Below are 24,460 nucleotides of genomic sequence, written 5' to 3'. Positions count from 1 at the left end.
TGCCGACCGCTTAGGGGGTGGGCGGGCCGTCCGGCCAATGCCGTCATGGCAACCCACGAGGAACCCACCACGCATGCATCACGCTACCCCGCTCATCAGCACCATCGTCGGCGGTCTTGTCCTGGCATTCATCCTTGGCGCCCTGGCCAACCGGCTCAAGCTGCCTCCGTTGATCGGCTACCTGTGCGCCGGGATCGTGGTCGGGCCGCATACGCCCGGCTACACCGCGGACCAGGCGCTGGCGCCGGAGCTGGCGGAGCTGGGCGTGATCCTGCTGATGTTCGGGGTCGGCCTGCATTTCTCGCTGAAGGAGCTGATGGCGGTGAAGAGGATCGCCATCCCGGGCGCGGTGGTGCAGATCGCCATCGCCACGGCGCTCGGCATGGGCGCGGCATGGGGCTTCGGCTGGCAATGGGGGCCGGGGCTGGTGTTCGGGCTGGCGCTGTCGGTGGCCAGCACGGTGGTGCTGCTCAAGGCGTTGCAGGAGCGCGACCTGGTGGCATCGCCGCAGGGGCGCATCGCGGTGGGCTGGCTGATCGTGGAGGACCTGGCGATGGTGCTGACGCTGGTGCTGCTGCCCGCGGTCGCCGGGCTGCTGATGCCGGTGGGGGAGGGTGCCGAGGCGGTGGCCGCGCCGAGCTCCGGCGAGATCCTGTTTACCGTGTTCTCCACGCTGGGCAAGGTCGCGGCGTTCGTCGCGGTGATGCTGGTGGTGGGTCGCCGCTTCATTCCGTGGATGCTGGAGCGCATCGTCTGGACCGGCAGCCGCGAACTGTTCCGGCTCGCGGTGCTGGCCACGGCGCTGGGCGTGGCGTTCGGCGCCTACTCGCTGTTCGGCGTGTCGTTCGCGCTCGGCGCGTTCTTCGCCGGCATGGTGCTGGCCGAATCGGAGTTCAGCCACCGCGCGGCCGAGGAGTCGCTGCCGCTGCGCGATGCGTTCGCGGTGCTGTTCTTCGTCTCGGTCGGCATGCTGTTCGATCCCGTGGTCCTGATCAACGACCCGTGGGGCGTGCTGGCCACGCTGTTCATCATCGTGGTGGGCAAGTCCGTGGCGGCGCTGTGCATCGTGCGCGTGTTCGGGTATTCCACGCGCACCGGCATGACCATCGCGGTCAGCCTGGCGCAGATCGGCGAGTTCTCGTTCATCCTCGCCGGCCTCGGCGTCTACCTGAAGATCCTGCCGGAACGCGGCCAGGCGCTGATCCTGGCCGGCGCGCTGCTGTCGATCGTGCTCAATCCGCTGCTGTTCCACCTGCTCGACCGCTATACCGCGCGGCAGCAGGACGAGGGCGATCCGCAGCCGGCCTGATGGCGGGGCGATCGCTGGGCCGATAGTCCGGCCGATAGCTGCGCCGATCGTCGGGCTGGCCTGCTAGCCCGCGGCGGCTTGCCCCGGGGCGGCCGCGCGGCGCAGGTATTCGGTGAAGGCCAGCAGGCCCTGCGTGGGGTACTTGTCCTGGTGCACCACCAGTTGCAGCGGCCTGACCACCTCGGGCAGCCCGTCGCGCAGCGCCACCAGGGTGCCGTGCTTCAGCTCGTCTTCCACCACCTGCAGCGACAGGCAGCTGACGCCGTAGCCGCTCATCACGGCCCGCTTGATCGCCTCGGTATTGCCCAGCTCCAGCGCGAAGCGCAGCTCGCCCAGCAGCGGCGCGAGCCGCTGCTCGATGATCTCGCGCGTGCCCGAGCCAGGCTCGCGCACCACCCAGTCCGCGTCGCGCAGGGCGGCCAGGTCGCCCGGCTTGCCGGCCAGCGGATGCGCCGGGCTGACCACCACCGCCATTTCGTCGTCGCGCCAGTGCGCGCTGCGCAGGTCGCGCTCGTGGCAGGTACCTTCGATCAGGCCGATGTCCGCCTCGAAATGCAGCAGGGCCTGCAGCACGTCGCGCGTGTTGCCGATGCGCATGTCCAGCGCGCACGGCCCGCTCTGCGCGTGGCGGAAGCCCGCCAGCAGGCCGGGCAGGATGTAGCTGCCGATGGTGTTGCTGGCGGCGATGCGCAGCTGTATGCCGGGCTGGACCGTGAAGTGCTCCAGCTCGTGGGCCTGGTCCAGCAGCGAGAGCGCGCGCGGGAAGAACAGCCGGCCCGACTCGTTGATGCTGAGCCGGCGCGCGACGCGGTCGAACAGGGCGCCGCCCAGCGCGGCTTCGAGGTCCGCCAGCGCCGCGCTGACGGCCGACTGGGACATGGCCAGCGCCTCGGCGGCGGCCACGGTGCTGCCATGCTGGGCGACGGCGACGAACACGGAGAGCTGGCGCAGGGTCAGCCGGAGCGGGCGCTGGTTCATATCTGGAATTCAGGTAAGGTATAACGATATTACCCGTTTTACAGGTTTGTGGCGGCTACGTACTCTGTGGACATCATCCACCAGCGCCCCGCCGCCACCCGGCGGCAGGGGCGGAGAGCCCCGCCCGCCATGTCGCCCACGCCCTCGACTGCAACCGCCAACCTCGGCGCCATGCCGCCTTCCTGGGCCGCGCGCCTGCTGACGCTGGTGCCGCTCGGCTTCATCGCCTGGCTGGCGATGGTCTTTTCGGCGCATCCGGCGGTGTCCCACCTCGGCATGAGCGCGCTGACGCTGGCGATGTTCGCCGGCATGGTGGCCGGCAATACCTTGCCGCAGCGCTGGCTGGTGCCGCTGGCGCCGGGCATGCAGGTGGCCCGGCATCACCTGCTGCGGCTCGGCGTCGCGCTGTACGGCCTGCGCCTGACCTTCGGCGCCATCGCCGATCTCGGCGTGGCCGGGGTGCTGGTGCCGCTGGCCATGCTGGTGGCGACGCTGCTGGTGGGGGTCTGGGCCGGCACCGCGCTGCTGGGCCTGAGCCGCCGCGAGGCGATCCTGGTGAGCGCGGGCAGCGCGGTCTGCGGCGCCGCCGCGGCCATCGCGGTGGCGTCGGTGGTACGCACCGACGACCGCCAGACCGCGGTGGCCGTCGCCACCGTGGTGCTGTTCGGCACGGCCGGCATGCTGCTCTATCCCTACCTGTTCGAGGTCGCCACGCGGCATCTGCACTGGGCCGTCAGCGAGCGTACCTTCGGCATCTACACGGGCGCCACGCTGCACGAGGTGGCCCAGGTCATCGCCTCCGGCAAGATGGTCAGCGATGCCACCGCCGACGCCGCCGTGGTGGCGAAGATGGTGCGGGTGCTGGCGCTGGGTCCGCTGCTGCTGGTGCTGGCGCTGTGGCCGCAGCTGCATGCCGAGGGCGAAGGCGAGCGCGCGGGCGGCGCGCGCCCGTGGCGCGCGATCCTGAAGGCCGTGCCGTGGTTCGCGGTGGGATTCGTGGCGGTGATGGCGGCGCATTCCGCCGGGCTGGTGCCGCCGGCGTGGAAGCCCGGCCTGCTGTCGCTGGACAACTGGCTGCTGGCCTGCGCGATGCTGGCGATCGGCCTGCACACGCGCATCGGCACGCTGCTGCATGCTGGGCGCAAGCCGCTGGTGCTGGCGGGCCTGCTGTTCCTGTTCCTGATGGCCGGTGGCGCGGCGCTTTGCGCGGCAGTCGCCTGAGCCGGCGCTGTGCTGCTGGTGCGGCCGACGGGGGTCGAACCCGTAAGCCCGTAAAGGCGGCAGATTTTAAGTCTGCTGAGTCTACCAATTTCTCCACGGCCGCACGCAAGCCCGGTATTGTGGTCGGTTGGGCGCGGTGATGCAAGCTTGGCGCGGGACAGCCGCGATGCGGCGGGAAGCGCGCAGATGCCGCCTAGATGTGCCGGTTGTTACGCCCGGTAACAATGTAGAACCCGCGGTTTCACCTGGATTGGCGGCAGTCTCTACAATATGACTTATCGAATAACGACTTGCAGGGGCAAAGATCATGAAACGCTGGTTGCTCGCAGGACTTGCAGTGCTTGGGGTGCTTTCGTCGGGCGCGGCAATGGCGCATGTCAATGTCGGCCTGTCGATCGGCGTCCCCGGCGTGGTGGTTGGCGGCCCGGCATACTATCCGGCGCCCGCTTATGTCGCGCCGCCGGTGGTGATGGCGCCCGCTCCGGTCTACTATGGCCCGCCGCCGGTGGTGGTACGCCCGGCGCCGGTCTATTACGGTCCGGGCTACTATGGCCCGCGCTACTACGGCCGCGGCTACTACGGCCCGCCGGGACGCTGGGGGCATGAGCATCGCCACTGGCGATAAGCATGAACGATCTGCTTCGCGCAGCGTCACAAAAGGGCCCCTCGGGGCCCTTTGACATTTGGGGCCGCGGCCGGCGGATGGCCGAATGACGCGGCAAAGCGGCAAGTGGTTCCCGCGAGATGATCGGGGTCAAAATATTTGAACAGACAAGTCAAACGGCAGGTTAGATCGTTATTAGGGTTTCCACCTACACTACTTGTGTTGCACCGCGATGAAATGATTTCGCAAAGTCCTGTCATCCGGTGCCCCTCCAGCACAGTACCTACCCAAAGGATCAGACCATGAAGATCAAGAACAGCCTGGTGACGATCGCCGCCTTGACCGCCCTCTCCGCCCTCTCCGCTTCCGCATTCGCCGCTGGCACCGGCAAGGCCGATCCGTACACCGATGGCGCCAAGCTTGGCAAGGTCGATCCGTACACGGACGGCGCCAAGTTCGGCAAGGTGGACCCGTACACCGACGGTGCCAAGTTCGGCAAGGTCGACCCCTACACGGACGGCGCCAAGGTCAGCGACCGCCGCGACTCGTTCACCGACGGGGCCTGAGTCTTCCGCAGGTTCAAGCGCGCCAACACAGCAACGCAAGCAGCAAGCAAGAAACCCGCTCCGGCGGGTTTTTTGCTTTTTCGCGCGCGCGGGGCGGCCCGTGGCAATGCCGGCGGCCGGAGCGCTATACTTCCGGCTCGTTGAACTGATTCACCGAAATGAACTTCGAGGAGAGTGGTATGCAGCAAAAAACTGTGCTGACGGCAGACGATGTGAAGAAGGTACTGGCCGCAGCAGAGGTCGAAGCCAAGAATCACCAGTGGGCCGTGTCGATCGCCATCGTTGACGATGGCGGCCACCTGCTGGCCCTGCAGCGCCTGGACGGCGCCGCGCCGATCTCGAGCTACATCGCCACCGAAAAGGCGCGCACGGCGTCGCTGGGCCGCCGCGAGTCGAAGATCTACGAAGACATGATCAACAACGGCCGCCAGTCGTTCATGACCGCGCCGGTGCTGCAAGGCATGCTGGAGGGCGGCGTGCCCATCGTCGTCAACGACCAGGTGGTGGGCGCCGTCGGCGTGTCCGGCGTGAAGTCGACCGAAGACGCGCAGATCGCGCGTGCCGGCATCGCGGCCCTGGGCGTCTGAGCCCAGGCTTCCGAGCCGTAGACGCGCGCAGCAGAAGCGCGCAGTAGAGGCGCGCAGTAGAAGCGTTCACCGGCAGCGGGCATCCTCGCTGCCGGTATCAGGATGAGGGCAGCGGCGCGTTGCCGCCATGTCCCGTTCCTCGCCGCTCCCGCCCGTGCCGTGGCTGTCGATGGCCCGGCACGTGGCCTGCCGGTCCCGGCAGGCATCTCGCCCGTTCCCGTCCGTTCCCGTTCGCAAGCCGCGTAGTGGCGCGACCTGCCATGCTTGCGCAGGCGGGTGCTCGCGCCCATGCGCAAGCGCGGACGGCGCGCGGCTTACTTCGTCAGGATCAGCTTGCCGTAGCGCGTGATGCGCAGCGTGTAGACCTCGCCGTTATGCAGGATCGGCAGCACGTTGTTGCCGCGCATCAGCGTTTCCAGCGGCACCGCTTCGCTGGCCTGCGCCACCGGCAGGCTGTCGCGCACGAGGGCCTCGAGGCGGGCGGGCAGGGCGGCCACGGCGGACTTCATCGATTCGATCGCCGTGCTGGCCGCGGTCTCGCGCCGCGACGGCGTGCGCGAGCTCGGATTGACTTCGATCCGGCGCAGCGAGAGGCGGCGGCGAGTCACGGCGGGTTGCGACATCGGCAGGGTCAGGGTGCTCATCGGAGGGCTCCGGTGCGTTGGCTGGCGGCGGCGGCGCGGGCTGCGCGCCATCACCAGCGGGGTTCAAGTTGCCCTTATCTTAAATGAGAACAGTTATCATTACAATAGTGTTTTTCGATGGAACCGCATGGAAACGCCGCGCCGGCGCCGGATGCGGCGAGGGCGGCGCGCCAAGCAAAAAGGGCACCCCTCGGGAGTGCCCTTTTGCTTGCCGATCGGTCCGGCCGCTCAGTGCTTCGGCTCGGTGATGAAGCCGATCTTGCCGAGCCCGCCGTGCTGCGCGGCGGCCATGACTTCGGCCACGCGCTCGTAGCGCACGTCGCGGTCGGCGCGCAGGTGCAGTTCCGGCTGGGGCTGCTGCTGCGCGGCTTCGGCGATGTTGGCGTCGAGCGTCTGCTCGTCGACCTCGGTCTGGTTCCAGAAGACCTTGCCGCTGGCATCGATCGACACGTTGATGCTCTGCGGCTTCGGATCGTTGGGCGTGTTGGTCGCGCGCGGCAGGTCGATCTTGACCGCGTGATTGATCACGGGAATGGTGATGATGAAGATGATCAGCAGCACCAGCATGACGTCGACCAGCGGCGTCATGTTGATCTCGCTCATTACCTCGTCATCGTCTGAGTCGAGGGTACCGAATGCCATGATGACTTCCTTCTTGCCTTGCTGCGGGCCTTACGGGTTCTTGACGGCGAGGCGCATACCGCTGTCGTCGGTAGCGCCACGGGCGTTGCTCGGACGCACGCGGGCGCCGGTCACGAAGTAGGCGTGCAGGTCGTGGGCGAAGCGGTTGAGCTTGGAGATCACGCCCTTGTTGCCGCGGCTCAGCGCGTTGTAGCCGAGCACCGCCGGAATCGCCACGGCCAGGCCGAAGGCGGTCATGATCAGCGATTCGCCGACCGGGCCGGCCACCTTGTCGATGGTCGGCACGCCCGAGGCGCCGATGTTGATCAGTGCGTGATAGATGCCCCACACGGTGCCGAACAGGCCGACGAACGGCGCGGTCGAGCCGACCGAGGCCAGCACGGCGAGGCCGGACTGCATGCGCGCCACGGCGTCGTCGATGGCGCTCTTGAGCGAGCGGGTCAGCCAGTCGGAGATGTCCATCACGTCATGCAGCTGGGGCTGGCTGGCGCGGTGGTGCTGGGCGGCTTCCTTGCCGGTCACGGCGAGCGAGCGGAACGGGTTGGCGTCGTTGCCGCCGAGCGTCTCGAGGGCGTGGTCGAAATCGTCGGAATGCCAGAAGCGCTTCTCCGCGCCGTGCGCCATCTTCTTCAGGCGGATCAGGTCCCACGCCTTGGTGAGGATGACGATCCACGAAGCCAGCGACATGATGAGCAGAATGATGGCGGTGGCGCGCATGACGAAATCGCCTTGCGTCCAGAGGTGCGAGAGTCCGAGGTCCTGCATGATGGTTCCTGGTGAGGTCGGTATTGAAATCAGTTGAGTTCGAAGCCGATCGGCTGCTGGGCGGTGACCGCCACGGCGCGACCGTTGTCCATGTATGGCTTGCAGCGCATGCGCTGGACCGCGTCCACGGCGGCCTGGTCCAGGCGCGACGAGCCGCTCGACGAGACGATGGCCGTCTTCACCACCTTGCCGCTTTCGTCGGTGGTCAGCCGGACCACGGCCTTGCCGGTTTCACCCATGCGGCGCGATTGCGAGGGATAGGCCGGCTGCGGCGGCGTGCACTGGATCTCGCCGATGCCGACGGCGCGCGGCGCGGCCGATGCCGGCGCGGGCGGCTCGGGTGCCGGGGCGGGCGGAGCCGGAGGCGCGGGCGGTGCCGGCGGCGCCTCGATGGCGTTGGGCGTGGGCGGCAGCGACGGCACCGGCAGCGGCGTGGGCCGGGGCTGCGGCGGCGTCGGTTTCGGCGTAGTGACCTTGACCTGCTTGGGCGGCGTTTCGGGCTTGGGTTTGGGGGTCTCGACGGCAGGCTTCTGCGGTGGCTCGAGCGGAATGATGCGGGCGATGATCTCGGGCGCGATCACGGCTTCCGTGATTTTGCGCCCCAGCCCGCTCTGGATCAGGTAAAGCAGGCCGACGTGGAACAGCAGGACGGCTAGCGTGATCTTGAAAAAACGTTGATCGAACATGTGAAAACAACGGATGTCGGCGGTCTGGCGCGGCGCCGGCTTTATTAGCGATAGGGCCTATTTGCGATAGAACAGGATCAGCGAGATGCCACAACCGACCAGCAAGCTAAGCAGCAATTCCATGATAAACGCTCCTTCAACAGGTATGCCGGTGGGAGCGCCGCTCTAGGGGGCAGCGTGTCAGCTTGCAAGTATAAACGATAATGATTCTTATTTGTTAGCATTTTGTGCAATGCAGCCGGGCATTCCCGCCGGCTTGTTGCGCGCCGGCGCGGCAATCGGCGCGGCAGCCGGTTCCGGGTCGCATCGCGGCGCTGCACAAGTCGTCTTTATACGCCGATTTCGCCGCGATTTCGCGCCGCGCTCCCGCCCCGCGACCGGACGCCGCGCCCGAATGCGCTCCGGCGCACGGCACAGGGTTGCCGGCAATGCCCGATCTGCCACAAAGCGCGCTAGCATAGGAAAAAGACGAGCAATTCGCCGCGCCGCCCACGGCGCCGGCGCCCCCGTGCGAGAGGATCAGGCTATGGACTTCACCCGTTGCGCCGATGATGACCGCTCCACGCTGCTGCGTGCCGCCGCTGTCTCGCCGGGCACCTCCGCGCTCGACTGGATGTGCGCCCAGTTCGCCCTGCGCGTGGTGTGCGCGCTGGGGCCGCGCTTCAACCTGCGCAGCAACATCAACGACATCCTGACCGTCAGCGCCCAGGACATGGTGTGGCCCTACGGCGTGGTGCTGCGCGTGCAGCGCTTCCTGGCCGCGCGCTGCGCCGACATGCCGGCCTGGAAGGGCGCCGCGCGCCTGACCCCGGAGGAATTCCTCGAGCGGCACGGCCAGTGGAACAGCGCCTTCGACGAGAGCGCGCTGTTCTATTACCTCGACGAATACGTCAAGCACCACGCCAAGGACATGTTCGCCGTGTTCGACGTCTCGGCCGCGGCGCTGGCCGCACGGCTGGACGGCGAGCGCGTGCTGCTGGTGCGCAATATCGACATGCTCAGCCACGTGCTGGACCTGCCCGAGCACGAGCGCAAGCTGCTGCTGTACGCCGCGCTGGCCAAGTACAAGCGCGACCTGCGCGCCGTGATGGTGGACTGCAAGGTGGCGCACAGCCAGGAGGCCTTCCAGATCCTGGCCGGGCTCACCGGCGCCAGCCCCGCGGCGGTGGCCGCCTCGCTGCGGCCCGGCTCGCGCCTGGAGACGCTCAACCTGATCGAGCAGCCGCTGCCCGAGAACAGCGTGACCGACCTCGGCGACCTGATGCGCCTGTCCGACCGCCTGCTGCACGTGCTGCTGGGCAACTACGCCGACGAGGCGGAGATGATGGCGGTGTTCACGCGCCCCGCCGCGGCGCCCACGCTGGGCACCGGCGACTATCCGCACGTGGAGACCGATGCGCGCTATCTCTCGGCGCTGCTGGCCAACGCCACCAGCCAGCACGCCTGCGGGGTCAACGTGCTGATCTACGGCCCGCCCGGCACCGGCAAGACCGAGTTCGCCAGGCTGCTGGCGCGCGAGGCCGGCTGCGAGCTGTACGAGGTGGACTGCCTCGACCGCGACGGCAACAGCCTCTCGGGCAAGGACCGCTATCGCTCGCTGCAGGTGTCGCAGGCATTCCTGCGCGGCCGCCCGCACACGGCGCTGCTGTTCGACGAGGTGGAAGACGTGTTCCCCGGCAGCACGCGCGAGCTGACCAGCCTGTTCGGCCAGGAAGACCCGCGCGGCTCGGTCAACGGCAAGGCCTGGGTCAACCAGACGCTGGAGCAGAACCCGGTGCCGGTGATCTGGATTTCCAATTCGATCCGGCAGATCGATCCGGCCTACCTGCGCCGCTTCCAGTTCCACCTGGAGCTGAAGATTCCGCCGCCGCAGGTGCGCGAGAACATCATCCGCAAGCATCTCGGCGCGCTCGACGTGAGCGATGCCTTCATCGCCACGCTGGCCGCGCGCAAGACGCTCACGCCGGCGCAGGTGCAGTCGGCCGCGCGCTTCGTGCAGCTGGCGCGCACGGGCGTGGCCGAGCCGGTGGAGGCGCTGATCCTGCGCCAGCTCGACCATGCCGACCGCGCGATGGGCCTGCGCCCGGAGGTGGAAGGGCGGCCGCTGGTGACGCATTACCGGCTCGACTACCTCAACCTGGAGACGCGCTACGACGTGGGCAAGATCGTGCAGGCGCTCAAGGCGCGCGAGCGCGGCACGCTGTGCTTCTACGGGCCGCCCGGCACCGGCAAGACCGCGCTGGCCGAGCATATCGCCGCGGCGCTGGAGCAGCCGCTGATGATCCGCCGCGCGTCCGACCTGATGAGCAAGTACGTGGGCGAGACCGAGCAGCAGATCGCGGCGATGTTCGCGCGCGCCGAGGAGGAGGGCGCGGTGCTGCTGCTCGACGAGGCCGACAGCTTCATGCAGAGCCGCCAGAACGCCGTGCGCAACTACGAGGTGTCCGAGGTCAACGAGATGCTGCAGGGCATGGAGCGCTTCAACGGCATCTTCGTGTGCACCACCAACCTGTTCGAGCGCATCGACGAAGCCGCGCTGCGGCGCTTCTCGTTCAAGATCCGCTTCCTGCCGCTCAAGCCTGAGCAGCGCGCCGCGATGTTCGTGGAAGAAGCGCTCGACGGCGACGCCGCGCGCCTCGACAGCGCCATGCGCGAGGAACTGGCGCACCTGGACTGCCTGACGCCGGGCGACTTCGCCACGGTCAAGCGCCAGTGCGTGCTGCTGGGCGAGTCGCTGACGCCCGACGAATTCCTCGCGCAACTGCGCCAGGAGCATGCGGTCAAGCCCGACGTGCGGCAGCGCAGGCCGCTGGGCTTCCTGCAGTAGCGTGGGCGCGCGCCGGGGTCAGGCCAGCGCGGGAGCCGGCTCGATCGACACGGTTTGCGCGTCGGCCTCCACGTGCAGCAGCGCGGCGGCCATCGCGCGCAGGTGCGCGGCGTCCTTGGTGGACGCATAGCGGTCGCGCGGCACCGCGCCGGCATCGGCGGCCAGGCCGTGCTCGCCAAGCTTGCGCTGCAACTGGCGCGCGATGGCGCTGCCGGTGTCGACCAGCGCCAGCCGGTCTCCCACCATGCCGTGGATCGCCTCCGCCAGGAACGGGTAGTGGGTGCAGCCCAGCACCAGCGTGTCGGCGCCGGCCGCGAGCATCGGCGTGAGATAGGCGTCGAGCTTCTCGCGCACGGCGGGGCCGGCCACGTCGCCTTCCTCGATCAGCGCGACCAGGCCGCTGCCGGCCTGGCAGAGAAAGCGGCTCTCGCCATCGAGCGAGGCCAGCAGCCGCGCGAACTTCGCGCTCCTGAGCGTGTTGCCGGTGGCCAGCACGCCGACCACCTTGCTGCGGCTCGCCGCCGCCGCCGGCTTGAGGCCGGGCTCGACGCCGATGATCGGCAGCGCCAGCCGCTCGCGCAGCGTGTGCACCGCGTGCATGGTGGCCGTGTTGCAGGCGATCACCAGCGCCTTGCAGCCTTGCGCCACCAGCCATTCGCAGGCCTGCAGCGTGCGCGCCTCGACGAAGCGCTCGGGCTTCTCGCCATACGGGTTGTACTTCGAGTCGGCGAGGTACAGCAGCGACTCATGCGGCAGCAGCGCGCGGACCTCGCGCAGCACGGACAGGCCGCCGAGGCCGGAGTCGAAGATGCCGATGGGTGCGTTGTTCACGGATGGCGTGTGGCGTATGGGAAGGAATTCGGGGCCTGCATGCAAAAAGCCGGGTCGGCGACCCGGCTCTCTACAGCGGCATGGCTGTCGCGGAAGCGGCCCGGATTATGCCGCGGCGACCGGGATCTTGCCGATCTTGGCCTGCCATTCGGCGGGGCCGGTCTTGTGCACCGAGGTGCCTTCGCTGTCCACGGCCACCGTCACCGGCATGTCCTTGACGTCGAACTCGTAGATGGCTTCCATGCCCAGGTCCGCGAAGCCGACCACCTTGGCTTCCTTGATCGCCTTGGCCACCAGGTAAGCCGCGCCGCCGACCGCCATCAGGTAGGCCGACTTGTGCTTCTTGATCGCCTCGATCGCCACCGGGCCGCGCTCGGCCTTGCCGATCATCGAGATCAGGCCGGTCTCGGCCAGCATCATCTCGGTGAACTTGTCCATGCGCGTGGCGGTGGTCGGGCCGGCCGGGCCGACCGCTTCGTCGCGCACCGGGTCGACCGGGCCGACGTAGTAGATCACGCGGTTCTTGAAGTCCACCGGCAGCTTCTCGCCCTTGGCCAGCATGTCGGCGATGCGCTTGTGCGCGGCGTCGCGGCCGGTCAGCATCTTGCCGTTGAGCAGCAGGGTCTGGCCCGGCTTCCACGACGCCACTTCCTCGGGCGTGAGCGTGTTCAGGTCGACGCGCTTGGAGGTTTCGGTGTTGGGCGCCCACTCGACCTTCGGCCATTGCGACAGGTCCGGCGCTTCCAGCCTGGCCGGGCCGCTGCCGTCCAGCGTGAAGTGCGCGTGGCGCGTGGCCGCGCAGTTCGGGATCATCGCCACCGGCTTGGAGGCCGCGTGGGTCGGGTAGCCCATGATCTTGACGTCGAGCACGGTGGCCAGGCCGCCCAGGCCCTGCGCGCCGATGCCCAGCGCGTTGACCTTCTCGTACAGCTCGACGCGCAGTTCCTCGATCCAGTCGCGCGGGCCGCGCGCGATCACGTCCTGGATGTCGATCGGGTCCATCAGCGATTCCTTGGCCATGACCATCGCCTTCTCCGCGGTGCCGCCGATGCCGATGCCCAGCATGCCGGGCGGGCACCAGCCGGCGCCCATCGTCGGCACGGTCTTGAGCACCCAGTCGACGATGGAGTCGGACGGGTTGAGCATGACGAACTTCGACTTGTTTTCCGAGCCGCCGCCCTTGGCCGCGACCTGGATGTCCACCGTGTTGCCGGGCACCACTTCATAGTGGATCACGGCCGGGGTGTTGTCGCGGGTGTTCTTGCGGCCGCCTTCGGGCGGGTTGACGATGGAGGCGCGCAGCACGTTGTCCGGATGGGTGTAGCCGCGGCGCACGCCTTCGTTGATCATGTCCGACAGCCCCATGGTGGCGCCGTCCCAGCGCACGTCCATGCCCACCTTGACGAAGATCGTGACGATGCCGGTGTCCTGGCAGATCGGGCGCTTGCCCTCCGCGCACATGCGGCTGTTGGTCAGGATCTGCGCGATCGCGTCCTTGGCGGCCGGACTCTGCTCCAGCTCATAGGCGCGGCCCAGGCTGGTGATGTAGTCCATCGGGTGGTAATAGCTGATGTACTGCAGGGAGTCGGCGACGCTCTGGATGAGGTCTTCTTGTTTGATGACGGTCATTTTTGTGGGGGACAGGCGAGGGGAAATTCAACTCGGAATGATACACCCGCGCGGCGGTGTCGCGGCACGCGCATGCGCATGCCGGCAACGCCGCGGGTGATGCCTGGGCCGCATCGCGCGGCCCGCCGGGCGTTCCGGCGGCAGGCCGAAAAAAACCGCAGCCGGGGCTGCGGTCTGGTGGCCTCGCCGGGAGCGCCTTCAGTGCGCCTTGCCGGGCGCGGGGTGCGACACCAGCTTGTCGACGTAGGCCATCGCCACCGCCGAGAGCAGGAAGGCGAGGTGGATGATGACCTGCCACATGATGGTGTTCGGCGCGCGCTGGTCGGCGTCGATGAAGGTCTTGAGCAGGTGGATCGACGAGATGCTGATCAGCGCCATCGACAGCTTGACCTTGAGCACGCCGGCGTTGACGTGGTCGAGCCATTCCGGCTCGTCCGGATGGTTGTCCAGCCCCAGGCGCGAGACGAAGGTCTCGTAGCCGCCCACGATCACCATGATCAGCAGGTTGGAGATCATCACCACGTCGATCAGGCCCAGCACCACCAGCATGAACTTGGTCTCGTCGTATTCGGTGGCGTGCGCCACCAGGTGCCAGACCTCCACGCCGAAGTGATAGACGTAGACCGCCTGCGCGACGATCAGGCCGAGGTAAAGCGGCAGCTGCAGCCAGCGCGAGGAAAAGATCACGCTGGCCAGCGGGCCGAGCCGCCGGGGCTGGTTCGACATGGGATTCGATGCCATTGGGGTTGAAAGCGGAATGTAAGGGAAGGGTTGCAATTGTACATTGCGCATATTTCGCGAATCGCGCGTTTTGCACCCCGGCCGGCCTTCAACCTGTTCAGCCGCCGCGATCCCGTCCGGCGCCGGCCGCCGCGCCGGCGCCGTCGCGCCACGTGCGCCGGGCGAGCGGGCCGGGCCAGCTCGCCAGCACGATGCCGGCCAGCACGCAGGCCAGCGCCACGCCATGCGCCCAGCCCGGCTTCTCGCCGAGGAAGACGATGCCGTAGGTGGCCGCCGCGACCGGCAGCACCGCGGTGAACACGCCGGCCAGTTGCGCGGGCACGTGGCGCACGCCCTTCATCCACAGCCAGAACGAGAAGATGCTGGCCGACAGCGCGTACCACAACAGCATCAGCCAGATGCCGGGCGGGACCGAGGCCATGTCGAACGTGAGCAGCGGCACCAGCCCCAGCGGCAGCATCAGCAGGCCGCCGATCAGGTGCGTGTAGGCGCAGATCTCGATCGCCGCCAGCGTCTGCGCCAGCCGCCGCGACAGGATCACGTAGACCGATTCGCAGATCACCGCGCCCATGATCATCAGGTTGCCGAGCAGCGCCTGCCCGCCGTCGGTCCCGCCGCCGGCGCCGTGCCCGGTGCCGCGCGCCACGTTCAGCACCGCGATGCCCGCCACCGCCAGCAGCACCGACAGCACGGTGCGGCGCGACAGCCGCTCGCGCAGGACCAGCCACGACAGCAGCGCCACCGTGGCCGGGATGGTGCTGGTGATCACGCCCGCGGCCATCGCGCTGGTCAGGCGCACGCCGCCCAGCATCAGCAGCGTGAACAGGAAGGTGCCGAAGAACGCCTGCAGGAATAGGTTGAGCCACTCGCCGCGCGACACCGCGCGCATGCGCGCGGGCCGGTACCACGGCGCCAGGCACACGATGGCGATGGCAAAGCGCAGCAGCGCGAACAGCAGGATCGGCACGTAGGCCACGATGGCCTTGCCCAGTCCGACATTGCTGCCGACCAGGGCCATCGCGGCGATCAGGAGGAGGGAGTGGACGGGCAAGTCGTGGACGGCCAAGTCGGCTCGGCGGGCGGCGTGCGGCGCGCGCAAACTCCGCGAATGTCGCAGCGCCGTGTTCGGAATAGGGCTCGCGGCATTATAGCTGTGCTAGCCTAATGGAGAAGGCTGCACATCGGCATGCGGGCGCCGCGATCGCGCCACCCGCGTTGCCGGCGCAACGCTCGCCGATGCTGCACCGCACGCAAGCGGCATGCTGCATCGCAGCAGCCGGACCCGGCCCAGCGGGGGCCTGAAAACCCCCGGCGGCACGTCAGGTTTAAGTAAGCCGTCGGGCGTAAGTTTGCAGCCACGCAGCCACACCATATCAGGAGACAAACAAATGTCCGCCATCGAATCGGTGATGCAGGAGCATCGCGTTTTCAATCCCCCGGAGTCGTTCGCAAAGCAGGCCGCGGTGCCAAGCATGGAGGCCTACCGGGCGCTGTGCGATGAAGCGGAGCGTGATTACGAGGGCTTCTGGGCGCGGCATGCGCGCGAACATCTGCACTGGAGCAAGCCTTTCACCAAGGTGCTCGACGAAAGCGACGCGCCGTTCTACAAATGGTTCGAGGACGGCGAGCTCAACGCCTCCTACAACTGCCTCGACCGCAACCTCGCCAACGGCAACGCCGACAAGGTGGCGATCGTGTTCGAGGCCGACGACGGCGCCGTCAGCAAAGTCACCTACCGCCAGCTTCACACCAAGGTCTGCCAGTTCGCCAACGGCCTCAAGGCGCTCGGCATCAGGAAGGGCGACCGCGTCGTCATCTACATGCCGATGTCGGTCGAAGGCGTGGTGGCCATGCAGGCCTGCGCGCGCATCGGCGCCACCCACTCGGTGGTGTTCGGCGGCTTCTCGGCCAAGTCGCTGCAGGAGCGTCTGGTGGACGTCGGCGCGGTCGCGCTGATCACCGCCGACGAGCAGATGCGCGGTGGCAAGGCGCTGCCGCTCAAGGCCATCGCCGACGAAGCGCTCGCGCTGGGCGGCTGCGAAGCCGTGAAGAGCGTCATCGTGTATCGCCGCACCGGCGGCAAGGTCAACTGGACCGAAGGCCGCGACCGCGCGATGGACGACGTCGCCAAGGGCCAGCCCGAGACCTGCGAAGCCGAGCCGGTCAGCGCCGAGCACCCGCTGTTCGTGCTCTACACCTCCGGCTCCACCGGCAAGCCCAAGGGCGTGCAGCACAGCACCGGCGGCTACCTGCTGTGGGCGCTGATGACGATGAAGTGGACCTTCGACATCAAGCCCGACGACCTGTTCTGGTGCACCGCCGACATCGGCTGGGTCACGGGCCACACCTACATCGCCTACGGCCCGCTCGCCGCCGGCGCCACCCAGGTGGTGTTCGAAGGCGTGCCCACGTATCCCAACGCCGGCCGCTTCTGGGACATGATCGCGCGCCACAAGGTCAGCATCTTCTACACCGCGCCGACCGCGATCCGCTCGCTGATCAAGGCCGCCGACGCCGACGAGAAGGTCCATCCGAAGCAGTACGACCTGTCCAGCCTGCGCCTGCTCGGCACCGTGGGCGAGCCGATCAACCCGGAAGCCTGGATGTGGTACCACCACAATATCGGCAACGAGCGCTGCCCGATCGTGGACACCTTCTGGCAGACCGAGACCGGCGGCCACATGATCACGCCGCTGCCGGGCGCCACGCCGCTGGTGCCGGGCTCGTGCACCTTGCCGCTGCCCGGCATCATCGCCGCCATCGTCGACGAGACCGGCCAGGACGTGCCCAACGGCAGCGGCGGCATCCTCGTCGTCAAGCGCCCGTGGCCGTCGATGATCCGCACCATCTGGGGCGATCCGGACCGCTTCAAGAAGAGCTACTTCCCCGAGGAACTCGGCGGCAAGCTCTACCTTGCCGGCGACGGCTCGATCCGCGACAAGGAAACCGGCTACTTCACCATCATGGGCCGCATCGACGACGTGCTCAACGTCTCGGGCCACCGCATGGGCACGATGGAGATCGAGTCGGCGCTGGTGTCCAACCCGATCGTGGCCGAGGCCGCCGTGGTGGGCCGCCCCGACGACATGACCGGCGAGGCCATCTGCGCCTTCGTGGTGCTCAAGCGCTCGCGCCCGACCGAGGAAGAAGCCAAGCAGATCGCCACCGAGCTGCGCAACTGGGTCGGCAAGGAGATCGGCCCGATCGCCAAGCCCAAGGACATCCGCTTCGGCGACAACCTGCCCAAGACCCGCTCCGGCAAGATCATGCGGCGCCTGTTGCGCTCGCTGGCCAAGAACGAGGAAATCACCCAGGACACCTCGACCCTGGAAAACCCCGCCATCCTGGACCAGCTCAAGCAGGTCCAGTAAGCAGGGCACGCACCACCGGCCGGCCGGTACGCCACGCGCGTGCCGGCCGGCCGTTTCCGCATCCGCGGCGCCAGTCCAACCACGCATCCCATGCCCGACGAACAGTCGCGCTTCCGCCGCCGGCTGCTGCTCTACTACGGCTTGTTCACCGTCGGCCTCTTCACGTTCATCGGCATGATGGGCCTGCTGGAGCATTCCAGCGGCGACGCGCTCTGGCTTGGCTACGTCTTCCTGTTCGTCACCATCGCCATCTATGCGTGCATCGGGCTGATCTGCCGCACCTCCGACCTCAATGAATACTACGTGGCGGGGCGCCGCGTGCCCGCCATGTTCAACGGCATGGCCATCGCCGCCGACTGGATGAGCGCCGCGTCCTTCATCGGCCTGGCCGGCATCCTGTTCGCCTCGGGCTACGAAGGGCTCGCCTACGTGATGGGCTGGACCGGCGGCTACTGCCTGGTCGCCTTCCTGCTCGCGCCCTACCTGCGCAAGTACGGCGGCTACACCATCCCCGACTTCCTCGCCGCGCGCTACGGCAACGGCAAGCCCGGCGGCAACCTGCCGGTGCGCGCGATCGCCGTGCTGGCCGCCTCGCTCTGCTCCTTCGTCTACCTGGTGGCGCAGATCCAGGGCGTAGGGCTGATCGTCACGCGCTTCATCGGCGTGGAGTTCGCCGTCGGCGTGTTCTTCGGTCTGGCCGGCATCCTGGTCTGCTCGTTCCTCGGCGGCATGCGCGCGGTCACGTGGACCCAGGTCGCGCAATACATCATGCTGATCGTCGCCTTCCTGGTCACGGTGTCGATGATCGCGTGGAAACATCATCACGACGCGCTGCCCCAGCTCAGCTACGGCAAGCTGCTCTCGCAGCTCGACACGCGCGAGCGCGAGATAGAGCGCGACCCGGCCGAGCAGGTCGTGCGCGAGTTCTATCGCCAGCAAGCCATCCGCATGCAGGAACGCATCGCCAGGCTGCCGCAGTCGTTCGCCGAGGAACGCGACGCGCTGTCCGCGCGGCTGCAGGAACTGCGCCTGCGCAACGCGCCGCTGCGCGAGATCAAGACCGTCGAGCGCGAGCGCATCGAATTCCCGCGCGACGTCGCCGCGGCGCAGCTGCAATGGAGCCAGCAGCGCGAAGAAGCGCTCGCGCGCAGCCAGCCGTCCACGCCCTCCACCGAACCCTATCCCTCCGCCTCCGAGCAGGAGCGCAAGACCAAGCGCCTCAACTTCGTGCTGCTCGTGTTCTGCCTGATGCTCGGCACCGCCAGCCTGCCGCACATCCTCACGCGCCTCTACACCACGCCGTCGGTCAAGGAAACACGCAGCTCCGTGGCCTGGGCCGTGTTCTGCATCGCGCTGCTCTACGTCTCCGCGCCCACGCTCGCCGCGCTGGTGAAATACGAATTCTTCCAGCACCTGGTCGGCACGCCCTACGCCGAACTGCCGCAGTGGGTAGTGCAATGGCGCAAGGTCGACCCGCCCGTGTTCGGCATCCGCGACGTCAACGGCGACGGCATCGTGCAGTGGGCCGAGATCCTGATCCAGCCCGACATGATCGTGCTCGCCGCGCCCGAGATCGCCGGCCTGCCCTACGTCATCTCCGGCCTCGTCGCCGCCGGCGCGCTCGCCGCGGCGCTTTCCACCGCCGACGGCCTGCTGCTCACCATCGCCAACGCGCTCTCGCACGACGTCTTCTATCACATGATCGACCGCACCGCGAGCCACCAGCGGCGCGTCACCACCGCCAAGATCGTCCTGCTCGGCGTCGCGCTGTTCGCCTCGTACGTCACCTCGCTGCGGCCCGGCAACATCCTCTTCCTGGTCGGCGCCGCCTTCTCGCTGGCCGCCTCCAGCTTCTTCCCGGTACTCGTGCTCGCCATCTTCTGGCGCCGCACCACCGCCGCCGGCGCGGTCGCCGGCATGACCGCCGGGCTCGGCGTGGCGGTCTACTACATCTTCGTCAACTACCCGTTCTTCACCCGCATGACCGGCATCTTCGGCAACCGCTGGTTCGGCGTCGACCCCATCGCGTCAGGCGCCTTCGGCGTCCCCGCCGGCTTCGCCGTCGCCATCCTCGTCAGCCTGCTGACCCCGCGCAACGCGCCCGTGATCGACCGCCTCGTGACCTACCTGCGACGTGGCTGACGGACCGCTTCACGAAACACTGGAATTGCCGGACAAGTCTGTTATAATCGCCGACTTCCCGGAGAGATGGATGAGTGGTTTAAGTCGCACGCCTGGAAAGCGTGTATAGGTTAATAGCCTATCGGGGGTTCGAATCCCCCTCTCTCCGCCAGGATCCCATAAGCCCTTGATTCTTCAAGGGCTTTTTTCATGGCTTCTCTGCCAGGTACCCCTCACAGGGGGACCTCTTTCCCTAATGGGAATGGACTGGGTTCATACTTCGCAAGCCATCGCAAGCCGATCCCGTCTAGCCGCTTTGGCGCGGTACAGTGCTTGGTCTGCCGCCTTGACCAACCCTTGCCACCGATCTAGCTTCGAGCCGGAGACGGAGGCAATCCCGACACTCGCGCTCACACGGCCAAACGGACTGGTTTCGTGGCGGATATTCTGCTGCCGCAACCGCTCCAGGATACGTTGCGCGACCACCTGTGCCCCGGCGCCGTCGGTATTGGGCAAGATGACGCCCATCTCTTCTCCACCATACCGCGCCACCAAATCGGACGGCCGTCGCACGCAATCCTCCAGCACTTTTGCAACCTTCTGCAAACAAGCGTCTCCGGCGAGATGGCCATGGGTGTCGTTAAACCTCTTGAAATAGTCGATGTCGATCATCAACAATGCCAATGGTGTCCCGTCCCGATGTGTCCGCTTCGTTTCCGTGGCAAGCGTCTCGTCAAAGCATCGCCGGTTCGCCAGACCGGTCAGTGCGTCTTTCATCGCCAGCAATTCCAGCTGCTGATTCGAACAGAGCAATTTTTCTTGCGTGACCAGCAATTCCCTTTCGACCTCGGTTCGCCGATTGATGTCCCGGATCAACAGCCAGCCGATAAGGCCGGTGAGTCCCAGCAGGCTGGACACCACGCTTATCGACAGCAGTGCGTTTAACTGCCACGCAGCCAATACTTCATGCCTGCCGAGTGCGACGGTAGTCACCAGTGGCAGCATGGCACTCTTGCGAAAAGCGTAGAGCCGCTCCACCCCGTCCAGAGTGGAGGTGTACGAAGCCGTACCGACCGATTGGTCGACAAGGTACTTGGCATAGATCGGGGACTGCAAGAAATTGCGCCCCATGTCCTGCTCGCGGAATGGATAGCGAACCAGCATCGAACCATCCGTATAGGTCACCCCGATGGCGCCATCCCGTCTCACGTCGATCTGCCCGAACAGCCGCAGGAAGTTTTCCACGTCCAATGCCACGACCACCACCCCGGCAAATTTCCCGTGAGCTTCATTGAAACGCCGACTGACGGTGATGATCCATTTGTGGGTGGCGCGGCTGCGAATCGGTTTCCCGATGAATGGCTCCCGGGATGGATCGTCACGGTGATGAATGAAATAGGCGCGACCTTTACAGGAAACCCCAGACAGATCCGGCCGATTCGAGAACATCAGGGCGCGGCCCTGGTCATCGCAGATGGCGACACCGTTTAGTTGTGGCATCTGGGGCCGCTGTCGGCCGACCAGTGCTTCCAGCCGCTGGATCTGGGCGGGGCCGCTGCCATCTATTTCCAGGCGATCGGCAAGCCCGAGCGAGAACATCGCGCTTTGCCGAACGATGTCTTCAGAGTAAGTCGCGAGCGCCTGGGTAAGGTTCAACCCGTGGATGCTCGCATTCTTCAGCGTCCGATCTCGGGATGCCACAACGTTCCAGATTGTCAGCAGCGCCAGGGAGCAGCCGCTAACGAGCAGCAAAAGTATGACGAGGTGGATGTCACGCTTCGATTTTCTCAAGAATGCAAACCCCCGTGGAATCTGAGGGGCTCGCCTTGCCGTCAAGGGGGAAATTGTATGAAGATTGACCACCTTGAATACGGAATAGCATATGGCAATAACAGGTTCTTACGCAGACGTGTCATTATACGTCTATTGATACGCAGAAAAAAGGCAGATAGCGGTCAAGATCGTACCTGTTGCAAGGATTAATCATCTGTGAATGCATCGCAGATGTGCAAGATCCGGGAAGTCACCTATGCCCTTAATTGAGGTGGGGTGAGATTTTCCAGGATTTGGCAGGGCACATACTCCGAAAAAGGGGGGGGTAAGAGTCTAGTGTAAATTGAGTGCTGGAGATCTGGTGAGGCACGTTAACCAGTGGGGAAGGGGTTCATATTCGTGAATTAAGAGCGTGCGGCGACGAAAGATCACTTTTGCAGCCTAATTTCATGCCGCGGCTATTCAGGGTTCACGAAATTTTGATGGCTGATCGCGTTATTCTTCAATAGACCATTCTTTACGAAGCATAGCGTACTGCATGGTGTTCTCGTAGATGGGTACGCCGTGACTGTCGTTCTTGAAGGACACAAATTCCTTGAAAATTCCTTCCTGTCGCATACCAAGTTTTTCGCAAAGTCGCCGGGATGGCGCGTTGGTGTCTTCCACATATGCATAAAGGCGACGTGCAGCCCTTTCTGAAAAGAGACTGGCTACCAGGGTCTTTGCCGCCTCATACGCATAGCCCATTCCGCCGAATTCAGGGTTGAAATTCCAGCCGACCGAGAAGGTATCTTGTTCCTGCACTGCAAAAAGATCCCCGATAAGTCTGCCTGATCTCCGCAGGCATACCGCAATATACTCATCACTTTCACTTCGCTTTTTAGCCTCGCCTTCGGCCTCGGCCATGTCTTTCAGGGCAAGCGAGAGAAAGCAATTGGAGACCGGCTTGTGCAAATATTCGAAGAGATCCGCGGCATCCTCCTGAACGAAACGCCTCAGAATGAGCCGGTCAGTTTCAATTGTTTTCATGGTAACGCGCATCGCATTATTCGAATTTCGATTTTATATGGGTGAATTTCATTCTTGAGTTCGCTGCGTGGAGTATAGCCATTTTAAGGAGTTCATCAACGATGTCCTTGCGTCCATAAGGGGCGGCGCCGGAAACCTGTTTGATTTTCAGGCTGGCGTCAGCTTGGCGGGGTCTACTAGGCGACATGGTTATCGTCATGGAAAGACATCCGATGGAACACAAGGTCCAGCACTACTCAAGATTCATGATCGTTCTGCACTGGCTTACCGCGCTCTGCGTGGGGATCGCATGGTTGCTCAGCGACGGTGGGCCGGCGGTCGTGCGCAATCCGCCGACGTGGCATTTCATGTTCGGACTAGCCGTGCTGCTGCTGGTAGTGCCGCGTATCGGCGCGCGGCTGGCTGGTGGCGCGCCTCCGCTCGACGCGGGTAGCCCGCCGTTGCTGCAGCTTGCCGCCAAGGTCGGTCATGGGGTGCTTTATCTGTTCCTGATCGCCATGCCGTTGACGGGCTGGTACGCCGCCTCGGCGCTGGGTATCCCGGTCACGGTGTTCGGGGTGGCCTTGCCGGCGCTGACGGATCCGGTCCAGCCACCGCCGGGCTTCGTTGCTGAACTCCACAGCACGGGCGGTTCCGTGTTTCTGGTCATCGCGGGCCTGCACGGACTCATGGCGCTGTATCACCATTTCGTGCTGAAGGACGACACGCTGCGGCGCATGACACTCTGATCCGGCTGCGTTGCGCTGTCGATGCCTGCCGCCGGCCGTGGCTGGCGGCTGCGGAAATCATGGCATCGAAGGTGGTTCGTCCGGCCATGCGATGATGGCCTCGAAGCCATCGCTTCTTCCGCTCGCGGGCGAGCGAAGCGTCAGGCTTCCGCCGGTCTGGTCCATGATGGCGCGAACGATGGACAGGCCCAGGCCGGTTCCCGCGGCCGACGTGACGCCGCGCCTGAAGGGCTCGGTGATCCGCGGCAGCATTTCGGTCGGGACCACTGGCCCCCGATTGACCACGCGAACCTGCTGGCCCGGTCCGGCGATCACGTCAACCGGGCCGTCCGCTGCGCCGTGGAGCAGGGCATTCTGGATCAGGTTGCGCACGGCGATGGCAAAGGCGTCGAGATTGATCCGGCGCTTCAGGACCAGTCCATCGCAGACCTGCAGCGTCACCCGGGCTGGCGTGCCGGAGGTCGGCTGGAAGTCCCGCACCACCAGGCGCAGCGCGGGAAGGAGGTCGGACGCCGTTTGCGCCTGGGCGAAGCCCGCGTCGAGCCGGGCGAGCTGCAGCAGCTTTTCGGACAGGCGCGACAGATGCCGCAGGGAAAGCTCGACTTCCTTCAGGCGCTGGCCCGCTGGCTGATCACCAAGCTCGACGGCCAGCAGCTGCGTTTGCGCCAGGGCGCCGGCGATCGGGGTTCGCAGCTCATGCGCGCTGCTGGCCGCGAAGGCGCGTTCCGCGTCCAGCGCCGCGCTCAGGCGCTTGAGCAGGCTGGCCACCGCGTCGGCGATGGGCGCGAGTTCGGCGGGTTGTCCTTCTGTCGCCAGGGGAGACAGGTTGTGGCTGCTCCGTTCGGAGATGTCGCGCGCCAGGCGCCCGACGGGCCGCATCGCGCGCTGGATCGCGATCCAGATGCCGGCGGCGGCCAGCGGTATCAGGCCGAGGAGCGGCCACAGTACCGCGTCGAGCGCCGCTCTGAGGGCCGCACGGCGATACCCCGTGTGCTCGACCAGGACGATCGAGAATCCGGAGCGGGGGTCCCGCTTCGAGAAAAGGCGCTTGCCGCCGAGTTCCGAAAACCCCGCCGCAACGGGCGCCGCGGGCGGGTTTTCCGGTGCGTCGTCCGTGCGCAGTACCACACGGCCGCGCGGGTCGATCAGGTAGTAGGTGAAGTAGGCCGTCCCCTGGTCGGGGTCGGCGCCCCGCACGCGATCCTGGCCATGCTCGTCCCCCTCCTGGATTTCATGCACGGCGAGCGGCAGCAGGCGCAAGGCGCCCTGCCGCAGCGACTGATCGAACGCTTCGTTGATCTGCGCGGACATGACCATGCCGGCGATGCTCGCGGCGCCGATCCAGAGCAGGGCCATGCTTGCCGAGACACCCGCGGCGAGCCGCCAGGCAATCGAAGGGCGCGCCATG

21 protein-coding genes and 2 tRNA genes are annotated in these 24,460 nt (G+C 66.4%); 10 read left to right on the top strand and 13 right to left on the bottom strand.

What is annotated here, in order from left to right; translation table 11 throughout:
• Window positions 1–73 precede the first annotated feature (73 nt).
• Window positions 74–1,309 (top strand): YbaL family putative K(+) efflux transporter, encoded by a 1,236-nt coding sequence (gene ybaL / locus ACWTPI_RS13095; protein WP_020202254.1) that lies wholly within the window; start codon window positions 74–76, stop codon window positions 1,307–1,309.
• 63 nt (window positions 1,310–1,372) lie between these two features.
• Here the strand turns inward: ybaL and ACWTPI_RS13090 are convergent, their stop codons facing one another.
• A complete protein-coding gene (locus ACWTPI_RS13090; RefSeq protein WP_059415466.1) occupies window positions 1,373–2,287 on the bottom strand; it encodes a LysR family transcriptional regulator in 915 nt (304 codons plus the stop codon).
• 129 nt (window positions 2,288–2,416) lie between these two features.
• Here ACWTPI_RS13090 and ACWTPI_RS13085 point away from each other — a divergent pair, with 129 nt between their 5' ends.
• On the top strand, window positions 2,417–3,508 hold the full coding sequence (locus tag ACWTPI_RS13085) for a YeiH family protein (RefSeq protein WP_454731835.1): 1,092 nt from the start codon (window positions 2,417–2,419) through the stop codon (window positions 3,506–3,508).
• A gap of 16 nt (window positions 3,509–3,524) precedes the next feature.
• On the opposite strand, the gene ACWTPI_RS13080 is transcribed toward ACWTPI_RS13085, so the two are convergent.
• Window positions 3,525–3,611, bottom strand: a tRNA-Leu gene (locus ACWTPI_RS13080).
• A 204-nt stretch (window positions 3,612–3,815) separates the two neighbouring features.
• Between ACWTPI_RS13080 and ACWTPI_RS13075 the strand changes: the two genes are divergently transcribed.
• The 3 genes from ACWTPI_RS13075 to ACWTPI_RS13065 all read left to right on the top strand — a co-directional run bounded on the left by ACWTPI_RS13075 (window position 3,816) and on the right by ACWTPI_RS13065 (window position 5,265).
• Window positions 3,816–4,133 carry a hypothetical protein gene (locus ACWTPI_RS13075; protein ID WP_029043434.1) on the top strand — a complete coding sequence of 106 codons (318 nt, stop codon included), beginning with the start codon at window positions 3,816–3,818 and terminating at the stop codon, window positions 4,131–4,133.
• 281 nt (window positions 4,134–4,414) lie between these two features.
• A complete protein-coding gene (locus ACWTPI_RS13070; RefSeq protein ID WP_020202259.1) occupies window positions 4,415–4,678 on the top strand; it encodes a hypothetical protein in 264 nt (87 codons plus the stop codon).
• Between the two features lie 179 nt (window positions 4,679–4,857).
• Complete coding sequence (locus tag ACWTPI_RS13065; RefSeq protein WP_020202260.1) at window positions 4,858–5,265, top strand: heme-binding protein; 408 nt, start codon at window positions 4,858–4,860, stop codon at window positions 5,263–5,265.
• Between the two features lie 314 nt (window positions 5,266–5,579).
• Here ACWTPI_RS13065 and ACWTPI_RS13060 read toward each other — a convergent pair whose 3' ends face one another.
• The 4 genes from ACWTPI_RS13060 to ACWTPI_RS13045 form a co-directional block, all read right to left on the bottom strand.
• On the bottom strand, window positions 5,580–5,909 hold the full coding sequence (locus ACWTPI_RS13060; RefSeq protein ID WP_020202261.1) for a hemin uptake protein HemP: 330 nt from the start codon (window positions 5,907–5,909) through the stop codon (window positions 5,580–5,582).
• A 228-nt stretch (window positions 5,910–6,137) separates the two neighbouring features.
• Complete coding sequence (locus ACWTPI_RS13055; protein ID WP_059415448.1) at window positions 6,138–6,551, bottom strand: ExbD/TolR family protein; 414 nt, start codon at window positions 6,549–6,551, stop codon at window positions 6,138–6,140.
• 30 nt (window positions 6,552–6,581) lie between these two features.
• Window positions 6,582–7,316 carry a MotA/TolQ/ExbB proton channel family protein gene (locus ACWTPI_RS13050; RefSeq protein ID WP_020202263.1) on the bottom strand — a complete coding sequence of 245 codons (735 nt, stop codon included), beginning with the start codon at window positions 7,314–7,316 and terminating at the stop codon, window positions 6,582–6,584.
• 29 nt (window positions 7,317–7,345) lie between these two features.
• Complete coding sequence (locus tag ACWTPI_RS13045) at window positions 7,346–8,002, bottom strand: energy transducer TonB (RefSeq protein WP_020202264.1); 657 nt, start codon at window positions 8,000–8,002, stop codon at window positions 7,346–7,348.
• Window positions 8,003–8,528: 526 nt separating this feature from the next.
• Between ACWTPI_RS13045 and ACWTPI_RS13040 the strand changes: the two genes are divergently transcribed.
• Window positions 8,529–10,829, top strand: coding sequence for an AAA family ATPase (locus ACWTPI_RS13040; RefSeq protein WP_020202265.1), 2,301 nt, complete (start codon window positions 8,529–8,531; stop codon window positions 10,827–10,829).
• 18 nt (window positions 10,830–10,847) lie between these two features.
• Here ACWTPI_RS13040 and murI read toward each other — a convergent pair whose 3' ends face one another.
• The 4 genes from murI to ACWTPI_RS13020 form a co-directional block, all read right to left on the bottom strand.
• Window positions 10,848–11,660, bottom strand: a complete 813-nt coding sequence (gene murI, locus ACWTPI_RS13035) for a glutamate racemase (RefSeq protein WP_020202266.1) — start codon at window positions 11,658–11,660, stop codon at window positions 10,848–10,850.
• 105 nt (window positions 11,661–11,765) lie between these two features.
• The gene (locus tag ACWTPI_RS13030) at window positions 11,766–13,289 is read right to left on the bottom strand and encodes a fumarate hydratase (protein ID WP_020202267.1); all 1,524 of its coding nucleotides are present in this window, start codon (window positions 13,287–13,289) and stop codon (window positions 11,766–11,768) included.
• 198 nt (window positions 13,290–13,487) lie between these two features.
• A complete protein-coding gene (locus ACWTPI_RS13025) occupies window positions 13,488–14,015 on the bottom strand; it encodes a TIGR00645 family protein (RefSeq protein ID WP_020202268.1) in 528 nt (175 codons plus the stop codon).
• Window positions 14,016–14,127: 112 nt separating this feature from the next.
• Entirely contained in the window at window positions 14,128–15,096 is a 969-nt protein-coding gene (locus ACWTPI_RS13020) for a DMT family transporter (RefSeq protein ID WP_454731833.1), read from the bottom strand.
• Between the two features lie 322 nt (window positions 15,097–15,418).
• On the opposite strand from ACWTPI_RS13020, the gene acs reads away from it, so the two are divergent.
• The 3 genes from acs (at window position 15,419) to ACWTPI_RS13005 (ending at window position 19,694) form a co-directional block, all read left to right on the top strand.
• Window positions 15,419–17,401 (top strand): acetate--CoA ligase, encoded by a 1,983-nt coding sequence (acs, locus tag ACWTPI_RS13015; protein ID WP_454731832.1) that lies wholly within the window; start codon window positions 15,419–15,421, stop codon window positions 17,399–17,401.
• A gap of 90 nt (window positions 17,402–17,491) precedes the next feature.
• Window positions 17,492–19,543 carry a VC_2705 family sodium/solute symporter gene (locus ACWTPI_RS13010; RefSeq protein WP_020423735.1) on the top strand — a complete coding sequence of 684 codons (2,052 nt, stop codon included), beginning with the start codon at window positions 17,492–17,494 and terminating at the stop codon, window positions 19,541–19,543.
• A gap of 60 nt (window positions 19,544–19,603) precedes the next feature.
• A tRNA-Ser gene (locus tag ACWTPI_RS13005) sits at window positions 19,604–19,694 on the top strand.
• 101 nt (window positions 19,695–19,795) lie between these two features.
• On the opposite strand, the gene ACWTPI_RS13000 is transcribed toward ACWTPI_RS13005, so the two are convergent.
• Together ACWTPI_RS13000 and ACWTPI_RS12995 are read right to left on the bottom strand one after the other, a co-directional pair.
• Window positions 19,796–21,313 carry a sensor domain-containing diguanylate cyclase gene (locus ACWTPI_RS13000; protein WP_454731831.1) on the bottom strand — a complete coding sequence of 506 codons (1,518 nt, stop codon included), beginning with the start codon at window positions 21,311–21,313 and terminating at the stop codon, window positions 19,796–19,798.
• 477 nt (window positions 21,314–21,790) lie between these two features.
• The gene (locus tag ACWTPI_RS12995) at window positions 21,791–22,324 is read right to left on the bottom strand and encodes a GNAT family N-acetyltransferase (RefSeq protein WP_454731830.1); all 534 of its coding nucleotides are present in this window, start codon (window positions 22,322–22,324) and stop codon (window positions 21,791–21,793) included.
• A gap of 212 nt (window positions 22,325–22,536) precedes the next feature.
• Here ACWTPI_RS12995 and ACWTPI_RS12990 point away from each other — a divergent pair, with 212 nt between their 5' ends.
• A complete protein-coding gene (locus ACWTPI_RS12990; RefSeq protein ID WP_454731829.1) occupies window positions 22,537–23,052 on the top strand; it encodes a cytochrome b in 516 nt (171 codons plus the stop codon).
• Window positions 23,053–23,109: 57 nt separating this feature from the next.
• Here ACWTPI_RS12990 and ACWTPI_RS12985 read toward each other — a convergent pair whose 3' ends face one another.
• The gene (locus tag ACWTPI_RS12985; RefSeq protein ID WP_454731828.1) at window positions 23,110–24,459 is read right to left on the bottom strand and encodes a sensor histidine kinase; all 1,350 of its coding nucleotides are present in this window, start codon (window positions 24,457–24,459) and stop codon (window positions 23,110–23,112) included.
• Window position 24,460 lies beyond the last annotated feature (1 nt).

This window comes from Cupriavidus ulmosensis, assembly GCF_977008105.1.
The sequence above is the reverse complement of the archived record's forward strand: the minus strand, read 5'-3'. Positions and strand labels throughout refer to the sequence as shown.

Excerpts from the sequence above, each read along its gene's own strand:
- ybaL (WP_020202254.1), top strand. The coding sequence starts at position 74 with ATGCATCACGCTACCCCGCTCATCAGCACCATCGTCGGCGGTCTTGTC.
- ACWTPI_RS13090 (WP_059415466.1), bottom strand. The coding sequence starts at position 2,287 with ATGAACCAGCGCCCGCTCCGGCTGACCCTGCGCCAGCTCTCCGTGTTC.
- ACWTPI_RS13085 (WP_454731835.1), top strand. The coding sequence starts at position 2,417 with ATGTCGCCCACGCCCTCGACTGCAACCGCCAACCTCGGCGCCATGCCG.
- ACWTPI_RS13075 (WP_029043434.1), top strand. The coding sequence starts at position 3,816 with ATGAAACGCTGGTTGCTCGCAGGACTTGCAGTGCTTGGGGTGCTTTCG.
- ACWTPI_RS13070 (WP_020202259.1), top strand. The coding sequence starts at position 4,415 with ATGAAGATCAAGAACAGCCTGGTGACGATCGCCGCCTTGACCGCCCTC.
- ACWTPI_RS13065 (WP_020202260.1), top strand. The coding sequence starts at position 4,858 with ATGCAGCAAAAAACTGTGCTGACGGCAGACGATGTGAAGAAGGTACTG.
- ACWTPI_RS13060 (WP_020202261.1), bottom strand. The coding sequence starts at position 5,909 with ATGAGCACCCTGACCCTGCCGATGTCGCAACCCGCCGTGACTCGCCGC.
- ACWTPI_RS13055 (WP_059415448.1), bottom strand. The coding sequence starts at position 6,551 with ATGGCATTCGGTACCCTCGACTCAGACGATGACGAGGTAATGAGCGAG.
- ACWTPI_RS13050 (WP_020202263.1), bottom strand. The coding sequence starts at position 7,316 with ATGCAGGACCTCGGACTCTCGCACCTCTGGACGCAAGGCGATTTCGTC.
- ACWTPI_RS13045 (WP_020202264.1), bottom strand. The coding sequence starts at position 8,002 with ATGTTCGATCAACGTTTTTTCAAGATCACGCTAGCCGTCCTGCTGTTC.
- ACWTPI_RS13040 (WP_020202265.1), top strand. The coding sequence starts at position 8,529 with ATGGACTTCACCCGTTGCGCCGATGATGACCGCTCCACGCTGCTGCGT.
- ACWTPI_RS13030 (WP_020202267.1), bottom strand. The coding sequence starts at position 13,289 with ATGACCGTCATCAAACAAGAAGACCTCATCCAGAGCGTCGCCGACTCC.
- ACWTPI_RS13025 (WP_020202268.1), bottom strand. The coding sequence starts at position 14,015 with ATGTCGAACCAGCCCCGGCGGCTCGGCCCGCTGGCCAGCGTGATCTTT.
- acs (WP_454731832.1), top strand. The coding sequence starts at position 15,419 with ATGTCCGCCATCGAATCGGTGATGCAGGAGCATCGCGTTTTCAATCCC.
- ACWTPI_RS13010 (WP_020423735.1), top strand. The coding sequence starts at position 17,492 with ATGCCCGACGAACAGTCGCGCTTCCGCCGCCGGCTGCTGCTCTACTAC.
- ACWTPI_RS12995 (WP_454731830.1), bottom strand. The coding sequence starts at position 22,324 with ATGAAAACAATTGAAACTGACCGGCTCATTCTGAGGCGTTTCGTTCAG.
- ACWTPI_RS12990 (WP_454731829.1), top strand. The coding sequence starts at position 22,537 with ATGGAACACAAGGTCCAGCACTACTCAAGATTCATGATCGTTCTGCAC.
- ACWTPI_RS12985 (WP_454731828.1), bottom strand. The coding sequence starts at position 24,459 with ATGGCGCGCCCTTCGATTGCCTGGCGGCTCGCCGCGGGTGTCTCGGCA.